The following is a 19,727-nucleotide window of genomic DNA, read 5'->3' on the forward strand; positions in this document are numbered from 1 at the left end:
TCTATAGCAATAACAGGCACTAATGGAAAAACCACTACAAGCTATCTATTAAAAGCCGCATTAGAGAGTAATAAAAATAAAATAGCTTTAATAGGCACTATAAAAAATATGATAGGCAAATCAGAAATAAAAACAAATCTTACAACTCCAGAATCTGTAGACTTAGAAAATATTTTTGATAAAGCATATAAAAAAAATGTTTCTCATATTGTAATGGAAGCTTCTTCTCAGGCACTTGCTATGGATAGATGCGACTATATTAATTATGATGCTGCAATATTTACAAATCTCACAGAAGACCATTTAGATTATCATATTGATATGAAAAATTATTTGAAGGCTAAATTAAAATTATTTTCTCTGCTTAAACAAAGCTCTAAAAAGAAAAAATTAGCTATTATAAACATAAGTACAGATTATTTTAAAGATATAAAAAATTATATAAAAAAATTAGATTTAAAAATGGTTACTTATGGCTTAAATGAAAAAGCAGACTATTATGCAAAGATTATAACTCTAAATTCAAAATATAGTGAATATGAGTTTTATGCTAAAGGAAAGTTTATATCAAAAGTAAAATTATCTCTTTTGGGCGAGTTTAATGTAGTTAATTCTCTATCTGTTTTAGCTTATGCATATGAATATAAATTGGATATAGAAAAAGTAATAAAAGCTATTAGAAAGGTTCAGGTTTCTGGAAGATTTGAGATAGTGAGTAGCGAAAAATGTCCTTTTATTGTTGCTGTTGATTATTCACATACTCCAGACAGTTTAGAGAATATATTAGTGGAATCTAGAAAATTAAAGCCTAATAGGGTGATAGTGGTATTTGGATGCGGAGGCGACAGAGATAGAAAAAAACGTCCTATAATGGCTTCTATTGCAGAGAAATATGCTGATATATCTATATTAACTACAGATAACCAAAGAACTGAAAGCATAGAGCAAATTATGTTTGATATAGAAAAGGGCTTTACTAATTCTAATTATAAAAAGATAATAGACAGAAAAGAAGCTATATTTGAGGCGATTAAAGAAGCAAAAGAAAATGATATAGTGATAATAGCAGGTAAAGGTCATGAAACTTATCAAATATTTCCAGATAAAACGATTCATTTTGATGACAGAGAAGTTGCTAGAGAAGCATTATTAGATATTAATAAATGTTAGAGTATTCTAAAAAATATGCTTCTTTCTATTGACTTTATTTATTTAAAGATATATAGTTTTTAAATAATATAAATTTTTTTGATTTTTAATTTGAAGGAGATAAATATTATGAAGATAACATTTCAAGGCGGAGAAGTACATTTAGAAGGTGTTGCATTAGTAGAAGGTGCTAAAGCTCCTGATTTTACTGGAGTTAAAACAGATTTAAGTCCATGGTCTTTAAAAGATGCTGGCGATACAGTAAAAATTATTTCTTCTGTACCATCTTTGGATACTCCTGTATGTGATGTGCAAACTAAAAGATTTAATAAAGAAGCTGCTTCTTTACCTGGTGTAACAGTTGTAACAGTTTCTTTAGATTTACCTTTTGCTCAAGCAAGATGGTGTGCTGCTGCTAATGCTAATTCACATATAGTATTATCAGATTATGCTGAAAGAGATTTTGGTAAGAAATTTGGTACTTTAATAAAAGAATTAAAACTTCTTACTCGTGCTGTATTTGTACTTGATAAAAACAATGTTGTAAAATATGTACAGTATGTTCCAGAAATCACTAATGAACCTGATTATGAAGCAGCAATAAAAGCAGCTAAAGAGCTTTTATAATTAAAAAAATATTTTAGAAATTAAGCATATCTTTATTTGTTAAAGGTATGCTTTTTTTAAATAAGGAGTTTAAGAAATGAGTATATATGACTATACAGTAAAAGATGCTGAAGGCAAAGATGTAAAATTAAAAAAATATGAAGGAAAAGTTTTACTTATAATTAATAGTGCTACTAAATGAGGGTTTACTAAACAATATTCTGCGTTGCAGGATTTATACAAAAAATATAAAAAAGATGGTTTTGAAATATTAGACTTTCCTTGTAATCAATTCGGCGGACAGGCAAAAGATCCTATTGAAGAAATTGCTGAGTTTAGAAAAGAAAAATACGGCGTTACTTTTAAGTTATTTGATAAAGTAAAAGTTAATAGCAAAAATGCTGACCCTTTATTTACTTATTTAAGAACAGAAAAACCAACAGAAGAGGGTGTTGATAAAATAAGATGGAATTTCGGTAAATTTTTAATAGATAGGCAAGGTAATATAGTAGGTCGTTATGACCCTAGGGTAAAACCTGAAGAACTCGATGAGATAGTATCAGAGTTATTAAAAAAATAATGAAAAATTAAGAGCTTTTATATGTTATTTGTATAGAAGCTCTTTTTTATTATAGATTTTTAATCTAATTATGAAATAATTAATAAATATTGTAAAAATAAGTCTTTAATTTTTCAATGTTACATCATATTTTTTATAATTGACAATTTTTAGTATAATTTATATATTTTAATTAAAATTATAAATTTTATTAGAGGCATTATTATTTATGGATAAAAAAATAGAAATATGTGTAGACAGTGTAGAGTCATGCCTAAATGCTGAAAAAGGTGGAGCTGACAGACTTGAGCTTTGTGGCAATATGTTTGAAGGAGGCACAACCGCTAGTTTTGGAGTTTTGCAATTAGCAAGAGAAAATATAAGCAAACCAATATATGCAATGGTTCGTCCGAGAGGTGGGGATTTTTGTTATAATGATATTGAGTTTGAAATAATGAAAAGAGAAATAAAACTCATGAAAGAATTACAAATTGACGGCATAGTATTTGGTATACTAACAAAAGAAGGAAAAGTTGATAAAGAAAGATGCTCTAAATTATTAGACTTATGGGGAACTAATAAAGCTACTTTTCACAGGGCAATAGATGTAAGCTCTGATTTAAATAAAGCATGTGAGGATATTATATCGCTTGGTTTTGAGAGAATACTCACTTCAGGAGGTGAGGCTAATGTTATGAGCGGTATAATAAAATTAAAAGAATTGGTTGAAAAATATAATGATAAAATAATAATAATGCCAGGAAGTGGAATAAATGAAAGAAATATTGAATATATAAATGACACTGTTAAAGCAAATGAATATCATATGACAGCAAACAAAACAGTTGAAAGTGTGATGCAATATAGAAATGAAAATGTGTTTATGGGGGCAAGTTTAAGACCGCCTGAGTTTAGCGTTAAATATACCGATGAAAACAAAGTAAAAAATATAAAATCAAAAATATAATATTGACATAAATTTATATTTAATTATGATATCTATTCAATAATTTAATAAATAATTAAAAAAAATATAAAAATATGAATAAAGAAGAATTAGTTTCCACATTAAAATATGCTCTTCCAAAGACTATACCAGTTCTTATAGGATATTTATTTTTAGGTATGGCCTATGGTATATTAATGAAAGCAAAAGGTTTTAGCACTTTTCTTGCTATGTTTATGAGTATGGCAGCATACTGCGGAAGTATGCAGTATGTGGCTATCAATTATTTGTTTTTAGCTCCTTTTAACCCTATATATGCTTTTATATTAACATTAACAGTAAACTCAAGAATGTCTTTTTATGGTATATCAATGGTAAGTAAATATAAAGGAACAGGTTTATTAAAACCATTTTTAATATTTTCTTTGAGCGATGAAACTTTTTCTATACTTTGCAGCGGCAATGTGCCTGAAAATGTAAACAGAAAAGCGTTTTTATTTTTTGTTTCTTTTTTTGATTATATTTATTGGGCTTTAGGTACTTTGATTGGCTGTTTAATAGGGAATGTTGTTAAATTTAATACGAAGGGACTTGATTTTGTTTTAACTGCTTTATTTGTTGTGATATTTGTAGAGCAGTGGCTTGATAGTGATAATAATCATAAGGGTGCTATTATAGGGCTTATATGTTCTATACCTATTTTGATATTTAAAACTAATATATTTATAGTGCTTTCTATGATTTTAATATTTATAGTGATAAGCGTTAGTTATAATTTTGATAAGCATAAAGAAGGTAAAATTAATGACTAATAAAGAACTTTTTATAACTGCATTAATAATTGTTTTTGCAACGGCTATTTTAAGATTTTTGCCTTTTATAATAATAAGAAAGTCTATTGCTGAGAGAAGATATATTAAATATTTAGGCGATATAATGCCTTATGCTATGATAGCTCTTCTTGTAATATATTGCATAAAAGATATAAATATAATAAAATTCCCGTATGGCTTGCCTGAAATAATATCTATAATTGTAGTAGCTGTTTTTCAAATTGTTAAAAGAAATGTTCTTATTAGCATAGGTTTAGGCACAGTTGTATATATGTTTTTGGTGCAGGTTATTTTTGTTTAGGATTTATGTTTATGGATAGAATAAAAGTAAAATCTCAAAATGTAGTAAAACTTCTTATTGAAAAGAAATTAAAGATTACTTCTGCAGAGTCTTGTACGGGCGGGCTTTTTTCTTCTTATATAACATCTGTAAGCGGTTCATCAGAATGTTTTGAAGGCTCTTTTGTAACATATTCTAATAGAATAAAAAATAAAATAATAGGTGTAAAAGAAGAAACTCTATCAAAATATGGTGCAGTTAGTGAAGAGTGCGTATTAGAAATGGCAGAAAACAGCAGAAAAATAATGAGTAGTGATATATCAATAGCGATAAGTGGCATAGCAGGTCCAAATGGAGGTACTGAAGAGAAGCCTGTTGGATTGGTATTTACATGTATATCAGCAGAAAATTATATAAAAGCTTACAAAAATATATTCTACGGCGACAGAGACAATATTAGAGAGTTAAGCGTGCTATTTGCTTTAGATTTGGTTGAAAATTATATACAAAATCTTTAATTTATGAAAATATTAAAAAACGATAGTAAAACCTTTAAAAAGCGAAAAAAGTAATATAAAGGCTCAAAAATATTATGTTTACTTATTGACAAAAATAATTATGTAAACTAATATATAAAATATATAAAAAATTTGGAAATAAACATAATTTTTTTATAAAGTAAACATAACTATAGCCGATACAATATAAAGAGAACTTTTTAAGGTGGTATTCTAATGGATTTTGTGAATAAATTAATTGGGCAAGTAAAAAATATTTTCGCAAAAACTACAAAAGTACAAAAAGCAATACTCATAGGGGTATTAGTAGTTGCTTTGGGAGCAATAGTAGCTACAGTGTTTTTTACTTCTAGAAGGGCAGGTACATTATTATTTCAAAATGCATTAACACAAGAAGATGCAAGAAATGTTATAGCTGTTTTAGATGCAAACAATATAAAGTATCAATATAGAAATGGATTTATTACATTAAACAATGAATCTGATAAAGCTAAAGCCGAATTAGAATTGGTAAAAGAAGGCAGAATGCCAATGGGAGTAGACGGTTGGGAATTATTTGATGCTCCTCGTATCGGTATAACAGATGCAGAATTGGATATTAACAAAAGAAGGTCATTAACAAAAGCAATAACACAGCTTTTAACTAAATTAGATTTTGTACAAGAGGCTACAGTTGATTTAGCATTTCCTAAGAAAGAATACTTAACAGATGTAGATTCACCAGTTACAGCATCAGTAGTAATCAAAGCTCAGCCTTTTAAAGAAGAAATTTTAAGGGATCCAAAAACAGTTAGAGGCTTACAGCAATTAATAGCTATGGGTGTTGATAAATTAAAGCCGGAGTTTGTAACAATTACAGACAGTACAGGCTATGTATTAACTGATTTTACAGATGAGGCTGCTAACTTAAAATTAAAAGTAGCTCAAGAAGAGTTAAAAATAGTTGATAGAGAGAGAAAGAAGATAGAAAATAAAATAAGACAAACATTAGGAAGAATATATACAAACAGAGTAGAAACTACAATAGCATTAGAGCTTATATGGGACGATATTAGTATAACAAATAATTTAGTACTTCCTATAATACTTAAAGAAGATGACCCAACCACACCTTATGATGACAGCCAATTTACAAACAAAGTTCAAGTATCAAGCCGTACAGTAACAGAGGATTGGAAAGGTCAGCAATTTATACCGCAAGGTGCAGCTGGTGCAGAGGAGAATGTTCCTCCTGGATATAAAGATAAAACAGACAGATGGCAAACATACACAAAAACAGATAGCCAAGATAACTATGAATTAAGCAAAAGATATGAGGCTATAAAGAAAGGAAGCTATCAAATAGGTAAAATATCTGCTGCTGTTGCTTTAGATGGAAGATGGACAAAGGTTTATGATGCTAATGGTAATGCTATAATAACTAATGGTTCTAGTTATTTAAGAGAATATCATCCAGTAACTGCTGATGAGATAAAAAATGTTACAGCATTAGTACAAGCTGCTATAGGATATGACTTAAAAAGAGGCGACCAAGTAAGTGTAACGCATATTCAGTTTGACCATTGGGATAGATTTAATGCAGAAGATGCTAAATTATTAAGAAACAATTTTATAAAGAGAGTTCTTATAATTTCTATGATAGGATTATTAGCATTGTTTATATTAGTGCTTATAATCAGATCTATACAGAAAGAGCTTGCTAGAAGACGCAGACTTAGAGAAGAAGAGCTTGAACGTAAGCAAATGGAAATGCGTAGACAAGCTATGATGAATGCTAATGAAGAGCCTATGACTGAAATTAATTTAGAGGATGCAGCTCGTAAGAAATTAATGGAAGAGGTTATAAGAGTAAGTCATGAAAGACCAGAAGATGTTGCTCAGTTGCTACGTACTTGGATGGCAGACGATAAGTAAAAAATATTGAGTTATAAATTTTAATAGGAGTTTAAGTATGGCTACGGCTAATAATGAAAAAGAAAAAAAACAACGCGTATTAAGCGGACGTCAGAAAGTTGCTATATTTTTAGTTTCTTTGGGAATGGAAGCTTCTAGTGAGATATTCAAGCATTTACGCGAAGAGGAAATAGAGCAAATCACATTTGATATTGCGAGACTTGAGAATATTGAATCTGCCGATAAAGATGCTGTATTTAGAGAATTCCAAGAGATGATGATAGCTCAAGACTTTATAACTCAAGGCGGTATAGATTATGCTAGAGACTTGCTTGAAAGATCTGTAGGAAGCCAGAAGGCAAGCGATATAATCAATAGACTTACTTCTTCATTACAAGTAAGACCATTTGATTTTATACGCCGTACAGACCCAGCTCACTTGCTTAACTTTATACAAGGTGAGCACCCTCAAACTATAGCACTTATTTTAGCATATTTGGAAGCTCCAAAAGCTGCAAGCATATTAGGAGCATTGCCTTCAGAAATACAGCCTGATGTTGCTAAGAGAATTGCTACAATGGACAGAACTTCTCCAGAGGTTTTAAGAGAGGTTGAAAGGGTACTTGAGAGAAAACTTTCTACACTTGCTAGTGAAGACTTTACTTCTGCGGGCGGTATAGATTCTATAGTTGAAATTATTAACAGTGTTGATAGGTCTACAGAGAAAAGTATTATCGAGAGTTTGGAAGAAGACGACCCAGAACTTGCAGAAGAAATCAAGAAACGTATGTTTGTATTCGAAGATATTGTTTTACTTGATGACAGAGCTATACAGAAAGTTTTACGTGAAGTTGACTCTAGTGATTTGGCTAAGGCACTTAAGAGTGTTGATTCTGATGCTCAAGATAAAGTATATAGAAACATGTCTAAACGTGCTGCTGCATTGCTTAAAGAGGATATGGACTTTATGGGACCTGTTCGTCTTAAAGATGTTGAAGAAGCTCAGCAAAAGATCGTTAATATCATTCGTAAGCTTGAAGAGCAGGGAGACATTGTTGTGGCTCGTGCTGGTGAAGATGAAATGGTTGTTTGATGTGTAATTTATTTGATTATTAATTAGGAGTTTTAATTATGCCAGAAAAGGTTTTTAAGGCTAAAAGTATTGTTGAACTTACTCAGAAAGTTAATATAGCTGTACCGCATCATAAGCTTCAAGAGGAGATAGATTTTGAAGAGCAGGAAGAATATCATGGTCCTTCTATAGAGGAGATTGAGGCAGAGATTGCTGGACTTAGAGCTCAGTGGGAAGAAGATTTAAAAGACATGAGAAGAAAGGCTGCTGATGAGGCTCAGAGAATTATAGAAGATGCTAAAAATCAGGCTTTTGAAATTTTTAAAGCTAAGCAAAATGAAGTGCATATTATGTCTGAACAGGCTAAAGTTGATGCTTCAAGAATTATACAAGATGCTAATGCTGAAAAAGAGAGAATACAAAGCGAGTCTGAATCTATAAAAGATGCAGCATACAAAGAAGGATATGCTAAAGGTTATGATGAGGGCTTTGAAAAATCTTTTGCTGACGGCAATAATGATTTAACTAAACTTAATGAAAAGTTAAAAAAGATATTAGCTGAAACTATTAATAAAAGAAATGAAATAATAGACACAGCAGAAGCTCAGCTTATAGAGGTTGCTATACTCATTGCTAAGAGAGTAGTAAAAATGCTCACAGAAAAAGATAAAGGTATAGTAATAAGAAATATTCAAGAGGCATTAAGAAGAATTAAAGGAAGAACTAAAATCACTATAAGGGTAAATATCGATGATTTAGAGATTTCTGCAAGGCATAAAGATGAGTTTTATCAGATGCTAGACAAGATTGAGGGTGTTACTGTATTAGAAGACCCTAATGTTGATGTGGGTGGTTGTATGATAGAAACTGATTTCGGCGACATTGATGCTAGAATTAACACTCAATTAAATGAAATAGAAACTGCTATAAAAGAAGTAGAGCCTATAAAAGGATTTTAATTATTAAGAAAAAACTACTATATATAAAAAGGTTTATTTATGTTTGAAGGCGGAAAAATAGAGGGTGATAGAGAGCATTCTTTTAGAGAGATACATGACTCTTTTGACAAATACAGAAAGGTTGTTGATGATGTTGCAATGCTCAAGTTTTGCGGTAAGGTAAAAGAGGTTATAGGTTCTCTTGTTGTGAGTGAAGGTCCTTTTGCAAAGCTTGGAGATATTTGCCGTATATACAAAAATGATGATACATATATAGATGCTGAAGTTATAGGGTTTAGAAATCAAGATGTTTTACTTTCTACTTACGAAAGTGTAAATGGTATTACTTTTGGAAATATGGTTTATTCTTCTGATAAGCCTTTATCTATAATTTGTTCTGATAAAATTTTAGGCACTGTATTAAATGGTATGGGTAAGCCTTTAAGCGGCGGAGGACATAAGTTTTATGAAACTCCTATATCTATAAATCATACTTCTGTAAATCCATTAAATAGACCAAGAATTAAAAAGAATATACAAACAGGCGTGCGTGCAATAGATGGGCTTCTTACGGTTGGCAAGGGGCAGCGTATGGCTATAATGAGCGGTACGGGTGTTGGTAAGTCTACTCTTTTATCTATGATAGCTAGAAACACTAATGCTGATGTTAATGTTATTGCATTGATTGGTGAGAGAAGAAGAGAGGTATTAGATTTTATAGAAAGAGACCTTGGAGAAGAGGGATTAAAAAGAAGTGTAGTTGTTGTTGCTACAAGTGATGATGCTCCGCTTTTGAGAGTTCGTGCTGCGTACACTGCTACTACAATAGCCGAATATTTTAGAGATAAAGGCAAAGATGTTATGTTTATGGTGGATTCTGTAACTCGTTTTGCTTTAGCTCAAAGAGAGATAGGTCTTTCTAGAGGTGAGCCTCCTACTACAAGAGGATATACTCCTAGTGTTTTTTCAGAATTAGCACAACTATTAGAGAGAACTGGTACTTCTTCAAAAGGCACAATTACAGCTTTCTACAATGTATTGGTTGAAGGTGATGATTTGGACGAGCCTATTACTGATGCTGTTAGAGGTATATTAGATGGGCACATTGTTTTATCTAGAGATTTAGCTAATAGAGGGCATTTCCCTGCTATTGATATAAATAAAAGCATATCTAGGATTATGAATGAAGTTGTTTCTAATATGCATAAAAAGGCTGCTAGAGAGTTTTTAAAAATGAGTGCTGATTATAATGAAGTTAAAGAGCTTATTATGATTGGCGGTTATGCTAAGGGAAGTATGCCTGAAGTTGATAGGGCTATAGAATATAAACCTTTGATGGATAGGTATTTACAGCAGGATATGTATGAGCTTTCTAGTTTTGCAGACAGTAAAGAAAATCTGCTTTCTATGTTTTATTCTAAGAATGAAATAGAAGAAGATTTACTTAATAATGGCGATGTAAAAAGTGCAAATGACTATAAAGAAATTTCCGATAATGTTAAACAGGAAGAGAGTGTTGTAATATTATAATTTAAGTGTTAGAAGATTATGAAGAGATTTGATTTTAAACTTGAGCCTTTATATAAACTTAGAAAAAACATAGAGAAAAAAAAACAGGCTGAAGTTGCGGAGGTTTCTGCTTTATATAACAAAGAAAAAGAGGGTAAAGATAATTGCATTTTAAAAATAAATGATGGCATAAAAATAGTAGACTCCATTGAAGATAATAGTGAGATGATTAATATGAGTATTTATTTGGGAGAATATATGCTTGCTTTAAACTCTCAAATAGCAATACATGACAGAAAGATGTCTGAAATAGGAATTGAGCTTAGAAAAAGACAGAATGTTTTACAAGAGGCTACTAGACAGAGAAGGGCTGTTGAAATATTGAAAGAGAAAAAATTGTTGGAATATAAAAAGTTAATGAATAAGGAAGAACAGTCTAAATTAGATGAATGGAAAAATGACTATTATGTCAATTAAAATAATTTAAGGATTTTTTTATGATAGAGGCAGTACAAAGAATACATGTTAGAATAGGGGAGATTCAAGAGAGATTTAATCAATTGGGTTTTGCTCCGCTTAATACAACTCCTCCTACAAAGCCTTTTTCTGAGCATTTAAATGAAGCTATGGCAGAAAACTCTGTAAAAAATAATAGTCAATTAGATAATTTAGATAATATAAATAAAACTGATAATCTTGCTGCAACAGTAGAAACAAGCAATAAAAAAATAAATAATGATGCATTTAATGGTAAAATTTCTTTCGGTGTATATGATGATACCAGCAATAATTTTGCTAAAGCTCTAAATGCATATAAAAAAGCATCTTTCCCATCAACTTATGATGATATCATTAAAGAGGCTTCTACTAAATATTCTGTGCCTGAAGATTTGATTAAAGCAGTTATAAAGCAAGAATCAAATTATATGCCTAATGCTGTTAGCCACAAGGGAGCTATTGGTTTAATGCAGATAATGCCTTCTACAGGAGTTGGTCTTGGTGTAACCGATAAAGAGATGCTTAAAGACCCTTATACTAATATAATGGCTGGTACTAAATATTTATCACAAATGCTAAATAGATATGATGGCAGATTAGATTTATCTTTATCTGCTTATAATGCGGGTCCTTCTTTGGTAGATAAATTACAAAGAATACCTAATATAGATGAAACTAAAAATTATGTTAAAAATATTATAGGCTATATAAAGTAAACATATTATTTTTGCTTGACTTTTTTAGTCTATAATTTTATAATAAAAATGAAAAAGTGCCCACTTAGCTCAGCAGGTAGAGCATCACCATGGTAAGGTGAGGGTCATCGGTTCAATCCCGATAGTGGGCTTTGTTATCATTATTATTATATTTTTTTATTTTGTAATTATTTATAATTTAATAAAACCATAAAATAAAAACTAAAAAAGAGGATTTATGAGAGTAAAACTTCTAGCGTTTATGGTTATTTTTTTTGTAACTGTATCGCTTTCATACCCCTTAGACAAAACCCCGTATTATGTAAACACAGACAGCTATGACTCCTACAGAGAACTAATTAGAGGTGTACATTATTATAATCAAGAACGTTATGATGCAGCAATAGCTAGCTTTAGAACCTCTCTTAATACAAATCCTATGGATAAATTTATTAGATATTGGTATAGTAGAGCTTTATATAAGGCTGGATATATGAATCTCGCTATTAACGAATGGATGAATATTACTAGAATGGGTTATCAAGACCCTATAATACTTTCTAAAATTAATAAATATTATACTGCAAATGTTGCTGAAGAAACTAAAGATACTTTAAGTAATTTTATTTACCTCAAAAATTTCTCTACAAATGCTAATTTCTTAAAAAATATTAATCAGCCTATACAAATAGAAATGTCTGAAGATGGTACTTTATATGTATTAGATTATAGCGATTCTTCATTAAAGCAATTTGATGTAAACGGAAACTTAATAAGAAAAATATCAAATGGCAAAAGATTGGAACAACAACAAAATAGTTGGTGGAGAAAGGCTATACAGTTTGTAACAAGAGTTTATCCTTATGAGAAATTAGAAAATCCTAGAGGTTTTACTATTGATGATAACGGATATATATATATAGCAAACACTAAAAGAGATAAAATATTTAAATACGATAATAACGGAAATTATATTACAAATATAGGAAACACTGGTATAAGCAATGGTCAGCTTCTTGGTCCTTCATCTTTATATGCTGATAATGGAGGAAGGCTATATGTATCTGATACTGGAAATAATAGAATTGTAGTATTTGATGTTAATGGAAATTATTTAGATAGTTTTGGAAAGATGGGTGAGAATGAGGGAGAGTTCTTTTCTCCTGCGGGTATAGTTGTTGATAATAATTATATTTATGTTGCAGATATGGGCAATAAGAGAGTACAGAAATTTGATTTAAATGGTAATTATATTTCTACTATTAAGCATGAATTATTTAATGAGCCTAGAGGATTATCTTTTGCTTCTGACGGAAATTTGTTTATAGCTGATGGAAGTAGGGTTTATTATTATGATATAAATAATGATATTTTTACTTTATTTAATAATTCTGAGAGATATACTGCTACTCCTACATCTGTAACAGAAGATGCTAATAAGAGTATTTATCTTACAGACTTCTTATCTGGAAGAATAGATGTTTATACAAGAAAAGAAGAGTATTATGCTAATTTAGATGTATTTATTGATAGAGAATATTTAAATAAATATCCTGTTGTTGTTGCTTCTGTAACTGTTCGTGACAGACTTACTAATCCTATTGTTGGTCTTACTGCTGAAAACTTTGAGGTTATAGAGAATGATAATATATACGCCAAAGTTGGAATGTATGATGCTCCAGAGCTTCATGAGTATAGATTTATATTCTTGATTGAAGATAGTGCTGCTGCTAGACCTTATGAAAACAGAATAAAAGAAGAGATTAGTAATTTTACTTTGAGTTTAACTAATAATGATGAAGTAATGGTTATACATTATAATGATGAGGTTTATAAATCTGATGGATATTCTGCTGCTAATTTAAGAATATTAGAAAATGCTAATAATTTTAGATTTGTAGGCGGTATATCAGCTTTAGATAATGCTTATTATGAGGCTATTAGGCTTTCTGCAAATAGTTTTAAGAAAACTGCTATTATTAATTTCTCAGTAAGCGACCCTGATGATACAGTATTTTCTATGATGGATTTTACAGACCTTTATAACTATGCTAAAAATAATGCTGTTTCATTGAATCAAGTTTATATTGGAGCTAATAAAACAAATTATTTCTATGATTTGATGACTAAATCTACTTATGGTTATACTATAAATGCTGACAATTCTATTAATTATGCTAATGAGCTTATGAATATAAAAAATATTAATTTTGGAAGATATTTTATTTATTTCAATAGCTTTAAGAATAATTTAGAAAAAGGTCAGTATAGGTCATTAAAGGTTAGGGTTAATTATAGAGATATGTTTGGTGAAGAGGAGTCTGGATTTATATTGCCTTAAAAGTTTTACATATTAAATATTATAAAGGAATAGGTTTATAATCTATTCCTTTTTTATATATTATATATTTTATAAAACACATAATATATAAAAAATCTTACTGATTGAATTTCTTTTACTTTTTATAAGAATGAAAAAATCTACATCTCTCAAAGAATCTATTATAGCAAATCTTATTGTTATAGAAAATAATTTATTAAATATTTTGAAATTATAATAACTATATTATTATTTTCCTTTACTAAAGAATGAGCGTATCATGAGAAAACCACCTATGACGGCTAATACTATATTTGGAAACCACATGGCAACAAACCCTGGTACTTTTCTGTTCCCTGCTATAATTTCTGCTACTGTAATTAAAATATAATATATTACTACTACTATTACAGAAAGACCAAATCCAAACCCTCTTCCGCTTCTTTTACCTACTATACCCAAAGGAGCTCCAATAAATACCATAAACAAACAAGCAGCAGGTATAGATATAAACTTATGAAACTCTACATAATAAAAATATGGTACAGCTTCTTTTTTTGTGTAATTAAATAATCTATCTAATTCTACAGAGTTTGTTGTAACATAGGTGTTTGAAAAAGAAGCAAAAGATATATTAGTATTTGTTAATATTATATTTGTTGTGCCGTCTATATTAGTTATAAATGAATTAGAATAGGCCATTGATATCATATTACTTATTTGATTCGTTAGAGCTATAAGTGAATCATTCATAGTCGTATTAATTTTTTTTCTTATTTCCCAAGCTGGAATCTCTCTAAGCCCCCTTTCATGGTCATTCAATTTACTTACATTTCTTACTATATTAATATCCATAGCATCAAATACAGTGAAATCATTACTTACAAAACCATACACAGGCATCTCTTGAACTATTCCATCATATAAAGTTAATGTTATAACTTTAGAGTTAGCTTCATTATTTTTCCATTTACCGTTTTTAGCTGTAATAATTCTTCTAGCTTGAGAGTTACCATCATAAATAACAACATTAGACATACCATCATTATCACTATAATATGCTCCAATAGATAAATTAATATCTGATATATAAGCAAACTCTAATTTACCAACCGCAATAGAAGGTCTGATATTAATTATATAAGAAAATAGAGCCCTATATCTGTAATTTGATTCAGTCATTACAATATTATTAAAAAACAAAGAAAATATAAAAGTAAAAAATCCAAGTATAATAATAGGTGCATATATTCTCATATGAGAAAAACCTAAAGCACGCATCACTATTATCTCATTATCAGAAGAAAGTCTTCCATATCCCATAATTCCAGCCATTAGTATAGACATTGGTATAGTAATTGCAACATTGAATGGAAGCATATAAACAAATATCTCTAAAGAAGTCCATATAGGTGCACCATTGTTTAATATAAGCTTAAATAATTCTGGCAAAAGCTGTATTACGAATATAAATGTAAAAAAAAGCACACCTGCTATAAAAGGACCTATAGCTTCTAATATAATATATTTTTTTATCTTCTTCATAACAATAAATTATAAACTATTTATAAAAACTCCAAATATTAATATAATTAAAGATATATATGTTAAATAATCTATTATAATGGGAGAAAGTAAAATAATAAATGCTTTTGATGAGCTATTTATATTAAAAGATTCCTTTATATTATAATATGATATAAAAAAGTAATATATTTGAAATATTATAAAACTAATAGCCTGTATAAAAAATAAAGCAGAACTTTTTATAAAAATTAAGCTTATTGGTAAAATAAAAATAAATATTCCATATACAGCAAAATAATTCTTTATAAATTTTTTAATAGAGTTTTTATTAGATATATTTAATAGAGTAGTAGTTAAATTAATAACAGCTATTTTTATTACATTTGATATTGCAATATAAGTCGATATTCCAAAAACAAGTATTAATAATTTAAATATAGAGCTTTTATTTCCAATAGTAATTAAAGCTGATATCGATATACTAATAGATGCTATTAAATATATTATTAAAGCATATTCTAATTTTAAGTCTTTTTTTATAGCCTCTTTAGGAGATAGTAAATAATAATATATAGCCTCGTATATTTTCATTTTACTCTCCAATATAATTAGGAAGATAAATATACATAGGAACCCCTATATATTTAGTATTTATTAATTCCTCATAAGGTATCAAAGCTTGCGGTTTATAAACAAAAGGCATACTTGATAATATTAGATTTATAAAATTTTTATTTTCTGGTCTTTTTATAATATAAGGCTCTTCATCTTTTATGTCAGCCATTTCAGCAGCATCTTTTATAGCATCTTGAAGTGTGCCGATATTGTCAATTAAACCTACCTCTAAAGCTCTCTTTCCGCTAAATACTCTTCCATCAAATAAATCTTCTCTGTTGCCTTTAATTTTATCGCCTCTTGCAGTTTCTACCACATTAGTAAATTGAGCTACAAACTCATAAGTCATATCCTGCCAATAAGCAAGCTCATCTTCTCTAGGCTCTCTAAACGGAGATAATGAATCTTTGTTTCTACCACTTTTTATTGTGTACATTTTTATTCCATATTTATCCATTAAGCTAGATACATTAACAAACTGAGATATTACACCTATACTTCCAGTGAGTGTTGATTCGTTAGCATATATTTTATCAGCTATCATAGAGATATAATATCCTCCGCTTGCTGCCATACTTCTAAATGAAGCTACTATTGGCTTTGGATATTTTTTCTTTAGGTCTTGTAAATATTTTAATGCCTCTTCACAAGAAGTTAAAGCTCCTCCTGGGCTATCTACTTGTAACACTATAGCTTTTACATTATTATCTTTCATATAATATTCAAAGTCATCAATTAATTTTTCTGTTACAGACTTTTCTTCTATTCCAAGTGAGTTTTTTCTTGCTACATGTGATATTACACCTACTAAATCTATAATTGCAACACCTTCTTTATTTTGTATAGTATTAATATTAGTTTCTTTTCCTTTTATAATAACAGATGCAATTTTATTTTGTGGTTTAGTAAATACAGAAATAATACCTATGATTATAGAAATTAGTATTAATAAAGAAAATATTATAAATCTTTTGCTTTCTTTATTTTTTTCTTTTTCGATTTTTTTACTGCTATTTGTATATTCCTTACTTTCTTCTTGTGTACTATTTTCTTGCTCTTGGTTGTCTTGTTCGTACATATTTCCTCCGTAACTATATTATTTTCCTCTAAATCTATATAAACATTGTCTATATAAAGTGATACAAATATAACAGGCTCTCTTCCTATTATCTGTATAAACTTCTTTCTTAAAGCTTCACGTACTTCATATTTTATAGTAGAAGGTGTTCTTTTATTTCTATTGAGTAATTTTCTAACTGCTTCTGTTGCAGAGTTTTTACCTTCTTTAATAAGCTCTTCATTTTTGCTTATTATAGAAGATTTTTCTGCTCCATTATATGTGAAACCTTTACTTTCTATATCTATATTTATATCATAATTACCAGTTTTATTTTTTTTAGCGACTACATTGGCTACAACAACGCCGTTTAATGATAATTGTTCTCTATCGAAGAATATACTATCTTCCAAATCGCCAACACCCTTACCATCAACATAAATATTTCTTATCTCTATAGGCTCAGCAATTTTTGCTTCTAAAGAACTATCTATTTCAAGAACATTACCATTATAAAGCAGAAAACCTTTAGAATTAAGACCATTAAGTTCTTCTACTAATTTTATATGGCTAATTAAATGCCTTTTCTCTCCGTGAATAGGTATAAAATATTTTGGTTTTACTAATCTATATATAAGCTTTAAATCTTCACTAGAAGCATGTCCAGATACATGAAGAAGTTTTTTGTCTTCTCCCACCATTTTAGCTCCAAGGTCATAAAGATTATTAATCATTCTTGTAACAGACATCTCATTACCAGGTATAACGCTAGAAGAAAATATTACCATATCTCCATCTTCTACTTTTATATGCTTATGAGCCTCAGCGGCTATCAATGAAAGAGAGGAATAAGGTTCTCCCTGTGTTCCGGTTGTGATGCATACAATCTTTTCTCTTGGGTATCTGTTTAATTTATCTATAGGTATCACTATATCATATAAATTTAAATATCCCATCTCTTGTGCTATCTTTGTATATTTAAGTAAACTTCTTCCAGAAAAAGCTACATATTTGTTATTAATTTTAGCAGCGGTTACCAAATCTTGTATTCTTTCTATACTGCTTGCAAACACAGCAACAATTATCATACCGTCTTCATATGCAAATAGTGGCGTCATAGTGTTTTGAACAACGCTTTCACTCATAGAAAAACCGTTTTTATGACAGTTTGTAGAATCTGCTAAAAGAAGTAAAACTCCATTTTCACCATATTCAGCAAACTTATAAAGGTCTATAAATTTATCTGTAGTAGGATTTAAATCAACTTTGAAATCTCCCGTATGTATTATAACACCAAGAGGAGTAGTGATAGCAACGCCAACACCATCAGGTATACTATGATTAACTCTTATAAACTCTATATCAAAGTTCATTCCTATTTTTATTTTATTTCTAGGCTCTAACTCATAAATATTAACATCTTTATATTCATTTTTATAGTCATTTAATTTAGCTCTTAAAAATGCTGCTGTTAATCTTGAACCATAAATTTGTATATTAGGAAATTTTCTTAAGAAATGAGGTATAGCTCCTATATGGTCTTCATGTCCATGAGTTAATACTAATCCAACTATGTTTTTATCTTCCAAATATGAAGTATCAGGTATAACATAATCTATACCAAGCATATGATATTTAGGAAACATAAATCCGCAATCAATTATTAATACTTCATCTCCATACTCTATAACAGTCATATTCATACCAATTTCTTGTACGCCACCTAAAGGTATGATTCTTATCTTATCATTATTGTTCATCTATTTACTACTTTTATTTTATTATGTTATTTTTTAAATTTTTTTTATTTTAACTGTAAAGAAATATTAAGTCAAGCTATTATAAATTATTATTCTCTTTCTTATTTTTATTTATTAAATGTTTTATATAATTCTAATAATTAAGTTTTTTATTAGAATATAGTTTTTATAATACAAAATTATAATTATTTATGCACTTGATATTTTTTTCTGTTAAATGTAATATATTTCATAAATGAATATTTTTTATGAACACATTAAAAAATATTAAATACTATTTTGAAGGAGTTATTTATATGGCTGTAAAATCTCTTGAAGAAGTTTTATTTTCTATTTTTCAAGGGGAATCTAATGCTGCTAATAAATATTCTCAGTTTTCTAAGGCATCTAAAAATCCGGCTGTTCAAAAAGTATTTTCTACTACAGCATTAGCAGAGCGAATACATGCTGAAAAAATGAGAAAGTTAGCATTAAGAAGTTCCTTAGATATGACTAAGTTTGTTCCTCAATTACTTGATGTTGAAATTGCAGATGATAAAAGTAATTTAGAAGTAGCTATTAAAGGGGAAGTATATGAATCTACTATTCTATACCCTCAATTAGCGGAAGTTATGTTGGAACAACAAAATAAACTAGTAAGCTCAACTGTTACTTCACTTGGTAAAGTTGAGGTAGAACATGCTAAATTATTTGAGTTAATTAAAACTCAGTTTTTAAATACAAATACTGAAATCTCTTTATATTTATGTCCTAACTGCGGAAATATTTATATTGATAAATTCCCAGAAACATGTGAGACTTGTGGAGGTTCATCTAGAATGTTCCAAAAATATTAATAGAGATATTATATTTAGGGGAGCTTGAAAAGGCTGAGAGTAAGTTTAAAAAACTTAGACCCTTATAACCTGTTGGATAATGCCAGTGTAGGGAAATAATTTTGTGTTAAAAAAAA

Annotated in this window: 19 protein-coding genes, 1 tRNA gene and 1 riboswitch; of the genes, 16 read left to right on the top strand and 4 right to left on the bottom strand. The window is 29.1% G+C overall.

Annotation, left to right across the window (positions count from 1 at the left end):
• The 15 genes from E6A48_RS02935 to E6A48_RS03005 form a co-directional block, all read left to right on the top strand.
• Positions 1-1,170: UDP-N-acetylmuramoyl-L-alanyl-D-glutamate--2,6-diaminopimelate ligase (locus E6A48_RS02935; protein WP_219708492.1), on the top strand; the 1,170-nt coding region annotated here is incomplete at its 5' end.
• A 108-nt stretch (positions 1,171-1,278) separates the two neighbouring features.
• Positions 1,279-1,776: a thiol peroxidase gene (gene tpx, locus E6A48_RS02940; protein ID WP_219708493.1), complete on the top strand. Its 498-nt coding sequence runs from the start codon at positions 1,279-1,281 to the stop codon at positions 1,774-1,776.
• A 76-nt stretch (positions 1,777-1,852) separates the two neighbouring features.
• The gene (locus E6A48_RS02945) at positions 1,853-2,335 is read left to right on the top strand and encodes a glutathione peroxidase (RefSeq protein WP_219708494.1); all 483 of its coding nucleotides are present in this window, start codon (positions 1,853-1,855) and stop codon (positions 2,333-2,335) included.
• 208 nt (positions 2,336-2,543) lie between these two features.
• Positions 2,544-3,281: a copper homeostasis protein CutC gene (locus E6A48_RS02950; RefSeq protein ID WP_219708496.1), complete on the top strand. Its 738-nt coding sequence runs from the start codon at positions 2,544-2,546 to the stop codon at positions 3,279-3,281.
• A 74-nt stretch (positions 3,282-3,355) separates the two neighbouring features.
• A complete protein-coding gene (locus E6A48_RS02955) occupies positions 3,356-4,072 on the top strand; it encodes an AzlC family ABC transporter permease (RefSeq protein ID WP_219708497.1) in 717 nt (238 codons plus the stop codon).
• Positions 4,065-4,394, top strand: a complete 330-nt coding sequence (locus E6A48_RS02960) for a branched-chain amino acid transporter permease (protein WP_014936278.1) — start codon at positions 4,065-4,067, stop codon at positions 4,392-4,394. Before E6A48_RS02955 ends, E6A48_RS02960 begins: the two co-directional genes overlap by 8 nt.
• A gap of 11 nt (positions 4,395-4,405) precedes the next feature.
• Positions 4,406-4,891 (top strand): CinA family protein, encoded by a 486-nt coding sequence (locus tag E6A48_RS02965; RefSeq protein ID WP_219708498.1) that lies wholly within the window; start codon positions 4,406-4,408, stop codon positions 4,889-4,891.
• A 216-nt stretch (positions 4,892-5,107) separates the two neighbouring features.
• On the top strand, positions 5,108-6,805 hold the full coding sequence (fliF, locus tag E6A48_RS02970; protein ID WP_219708500.1) for a flagellar basal-body MS-ring/collar protein FliF: 1,698 nt from the start codon (positions 5,108-5,110) through the stop codon (positions 6,803-6,805).
• Between the two features lie 37 nt (positions 6,806-6,842).
• Positions 6,843-7,877, top strand: coding sequence for a flagellar motor switch protein FliG (gene fliG, locus E6A48_RS02975; RefSeq protein ID WP_013245001.1), 1,035 nt, complete (start codon positions 6,843-6,845; stop codon positions 7,875-7,877).
• A 38-nt stretch (positions 7,878-7,915) separates the two neighbouring features.
• Positions 7,916-8,815 carry a flagellar assembly protein FliH gene (gene fliH / locus E6A48_RS02980; RefSeq protein WP_219708501.1) on the top strand — a complete coding sequence of 300 codons (900 nt, stop codon included), beginning with the start codon at positions 7,916-7,918 and terminating at the stop codon, positions 8,813-8,815.
• 39 nt (positions 8,816-8,854) lie between these two features.
• Positions 8,855-10,324 carry a FliI/YscN family ATPase gene (locus E6A48_RS02985; protein WP_219708502.1) on the top strand — a complete coding sequence of 490 codons (1,470 nt, stop codon included), beginning with the start codon at positions 8,855-8,857 and terminating at the stop codon, positions 10,322-10,324.
• Between the two features lie 18 nt (positions 10,325-10,342).
• Positions 10,343-10,780 carry a flagellar FliJ family protein gene (locus tag E6A48_RS02990; protein ID WP_219708503.1) on the top strand — a complete coding sequence of 146 codons (438 nt, stop codon included), beginning with the start codon at positions 10,343-10,345 and terminating at the stop codon, positions 10,778-10,780.
• Between the two features lie 20 nt (positions 10,781-10,800).
• On the top strand, positions 10,801-11,517 hold the full coding sequence (locus tag E6A48_RS02995) for a lytic transglycosylase domain-containing protein (RefSeq protein ID WP_219708504.1): 717 nt from the start codon (positions 10,801-10,803) through the stop codon (positions 11,515-11,517).
• A 58-nt stretch (positions 11,518-11,575) separates the two neighbouring features.
• Positions 11,576-11,648: transfer RNA gene (locus E6A48_RS03000), tRNA-Thr, on the top strand.
• Positions 11,649-11,734: 86 nt separating this feature from the next.
• Positions 11,735-13,837: a 6-bladed beta-propeller gene (locus E6A48_RS03005; protein ID WP_219708505.1), complete on the top strand. Its 2,103-nt coding sequence runs from the start codon at positions 11,735-11,737 to the stop codon at positions 13,835-13,837.
• A gap of 228 nt (positions 13,838-14,065) precedes the next feature.
• Here E6A48_RS03005 and E6A48_RS03010 read toward each other — a convergent pair whose 3' ends face one another.
• The 4 genes from E6A48_RS03010 to E6A48_RS03025 are packed head-to-tail and all read right to left on the bottom strand — an operon-like array spanning position 14,066 to position 18,775.
• On the bottom strand, positions 14,066-15,361 hold the full coding sequence (locus E6A48_RS03010; protein WP_219708506.1) for an LptF/LptG family permease: 1,296 nt from the start codon (positions 15,359-15,361) through the stop codon (positions 14,066-14,068).
• A gap of 9 nt (positions 15,362-15,370) precedes the next feature.
• Entirely contained in the window at positions 15,371-15,934 is a 564-nt protein-coding gene (locus E6A48_RS03015) for a hypothetical protein (RefSeq protein WP_219708507.1), read from the bottom strand.
• Position 15,935: 1 nt separating this feature from the next.
• Entirely contained in the window at positions 15,936-17,036 is a 1,101-nt protein-coding gene (gene sppA, locus E6A48_RS03020) for a signal peptide peptidase SppA (RefSeq protein ID WP_258018526.1), read from the bottom strand.
• A complete protein-coding gene (locus E6A48_RS03025; RefSeq protein WP_219708508.1) occupies positions 16,919-18,775 on the bottom strand; it encodes a ribonuclease J in 1,857 nt (618 codons plus the stop codon). The genes sppA and E6A48_RS03025 overlap by 118 nt, the downstream gene beginning before the upstream one ends.
• 296 nt (positions 18,776-19,071) lie before the next feature.
• Between E6A48_RS03025 and E6A48_RS03030 the strand changes: the two genes are divergently transcribed.
• A complete protein-coding gene (locus tag E6A48_RS03030) occupies positions 19,072-19,611 on the top strand; it encodes a rubrerythrin family protein (RefSeq protein ID WP_219708509.1) in 540 nt (179 codons plus the stop codon).
• A gap of 6 nt (positions 19,612-19,617) precedes the next feature.
• Positions 19,618-19,722, top strand: a riboswitch (TPP riboswitch).
• The last annotated feature ends 5 nt before the right edge of the window (positions 19,723-19,727 follow it).

It is taken from the genome of Brachyspira pilosicoli (genome assembly GCF_019402445.1).
In the GTDB taxonomy this organism is placed as follows: Bacteria; Spirochaetota; Brachyspiria; order Brachyspirales; family Brachyspiraceae; genus Brachyspira; species Brachyspira pilosicoli_B.

What these genes read in the sequence shown, in the direction of transcription:
- tpx (WP_219708493.1), top strand. Translation starts at nt 1,279, where the DNA reads ATGAAGATAACATTTCAAGGCGGAGAAGTACATTTAGAAGGTGTTGCA.
- E6A48_RS02950 (WP_219708496.1), top strand. Translation starts at nt 2,544, where the DNA reads ATGGATAAAAAAATAGAAATATGTGTAGACAGTGTAGAGTCATGCCTA.
- E6A48_RS02955 (WP_219708497.1), top strand. Translation starts at nt 3,356, where the DNA reads ATGAATAAAGAAGAATTAGTTTCCACATTAAAATATGCTCTTCCAAAG.
- E6A48_RS02960 (WP_014936278.1), top strand. Translation starts at nt 4,065, where the DNA reads ATGACTAATAAAGAACTTTTTATAACTGCATTAATAATTGTTTTTGCA.
- E6A48_RS02965 (WP_219708498.1), top strand. Translation starts at nt 4,406, where the DNA reads ATGGATAGAATAAAAGTAAAATCTCAAAATGTAGTAAAACTTCTTATT.
- fliF (WP_219708500.1), top strand. Translation starts at nt 5,108, where the DNA reads ATGGATTTTGTGAATAAATTAATTGGGCAAGTAAAAAATATTTTCGCA.
- fliG (WP_013245001.1), top strand. Translation starts at nt 6,843, where the DNA reads ATGGCTACGGCTAATAATGAAAAAGAAAAAAAACAACGCGTATTAAGC.
- fliH (WP_219708501.1), top strand. Translation starts at nt 7,916, where the DNA reads ATGCCAGAAAAGGTTTTTAAGGCTAAAAGTATTGTTGAACTTACTCAG.
- E6A48_RS02985 (WP_219708502.1), top strand. Translation starts at nt 8,855, where the DNA reads ATGTTTGAAGGCGGAAAAATAGAGGGTGATAGAGAGCATTCTTTTAGA.
- E6A48_RS02990 (WP_219708503.1), top strand. Translation starts at nt 10,343, where the DNA reads ATGAAGAGATTTGATTTTAAACTTGAGCCTTTATATAAACTTAGAAAA.
- E6A48_RS02995 (WP_219708504.1), top strand. Translation starts at nt 10,801, where the DNA reads ATGATAGAGGCAGTACAAAGAATACATGTTAGAATAGGGGAGATTCAA.
- E6A48_RS03005 (WP_219708505.1), top strand. Translation starts at nt 11,735, where the DNA reads ATGAGAGTAAAACTTCTAGCGTTTATGGTTATTTTTTTTGTAACTGTA.
- E6A48_RS03010 (WP_219708506.1), bottom strand. Translation starts at nt 15,361, where the DNA reads ATGAAGAAGATAAAAAAATATATTATATTAGAAGCTATAGGTCCTTTT.
- E6A48_RS03015 (WP_219708507.1), bottom strand. Translation starts at nt 15,934, where the DNA reads ATGAAAATATACGAGGCTATATATTATTATTTACTATCTCCTAAAGAG.
- sppA (WP_258018526.1), bottom strand. Translation starts at nt 17,036, where the DNA reads ATGTACGAACAAGACAACCAAGAGCAAGAAAATAGTACACAAGAAGAA.
- E6A48_RS03025 (WP_219708508.1), bottom strand. Translation starts at nt 18,775, where the DNA reads ATGAACAATAATGATAAGATAAGAATCATACCTTTAGGTGGCGTACAA.
- E6A48_RS03030 (WP_219708509.1), top strand. Translation starts at nt 19,072, where the DNA reads ATGGCTGTAAAATCTCTTGAAGAAGTTTTATTTTCTATTTTTCAAGGG.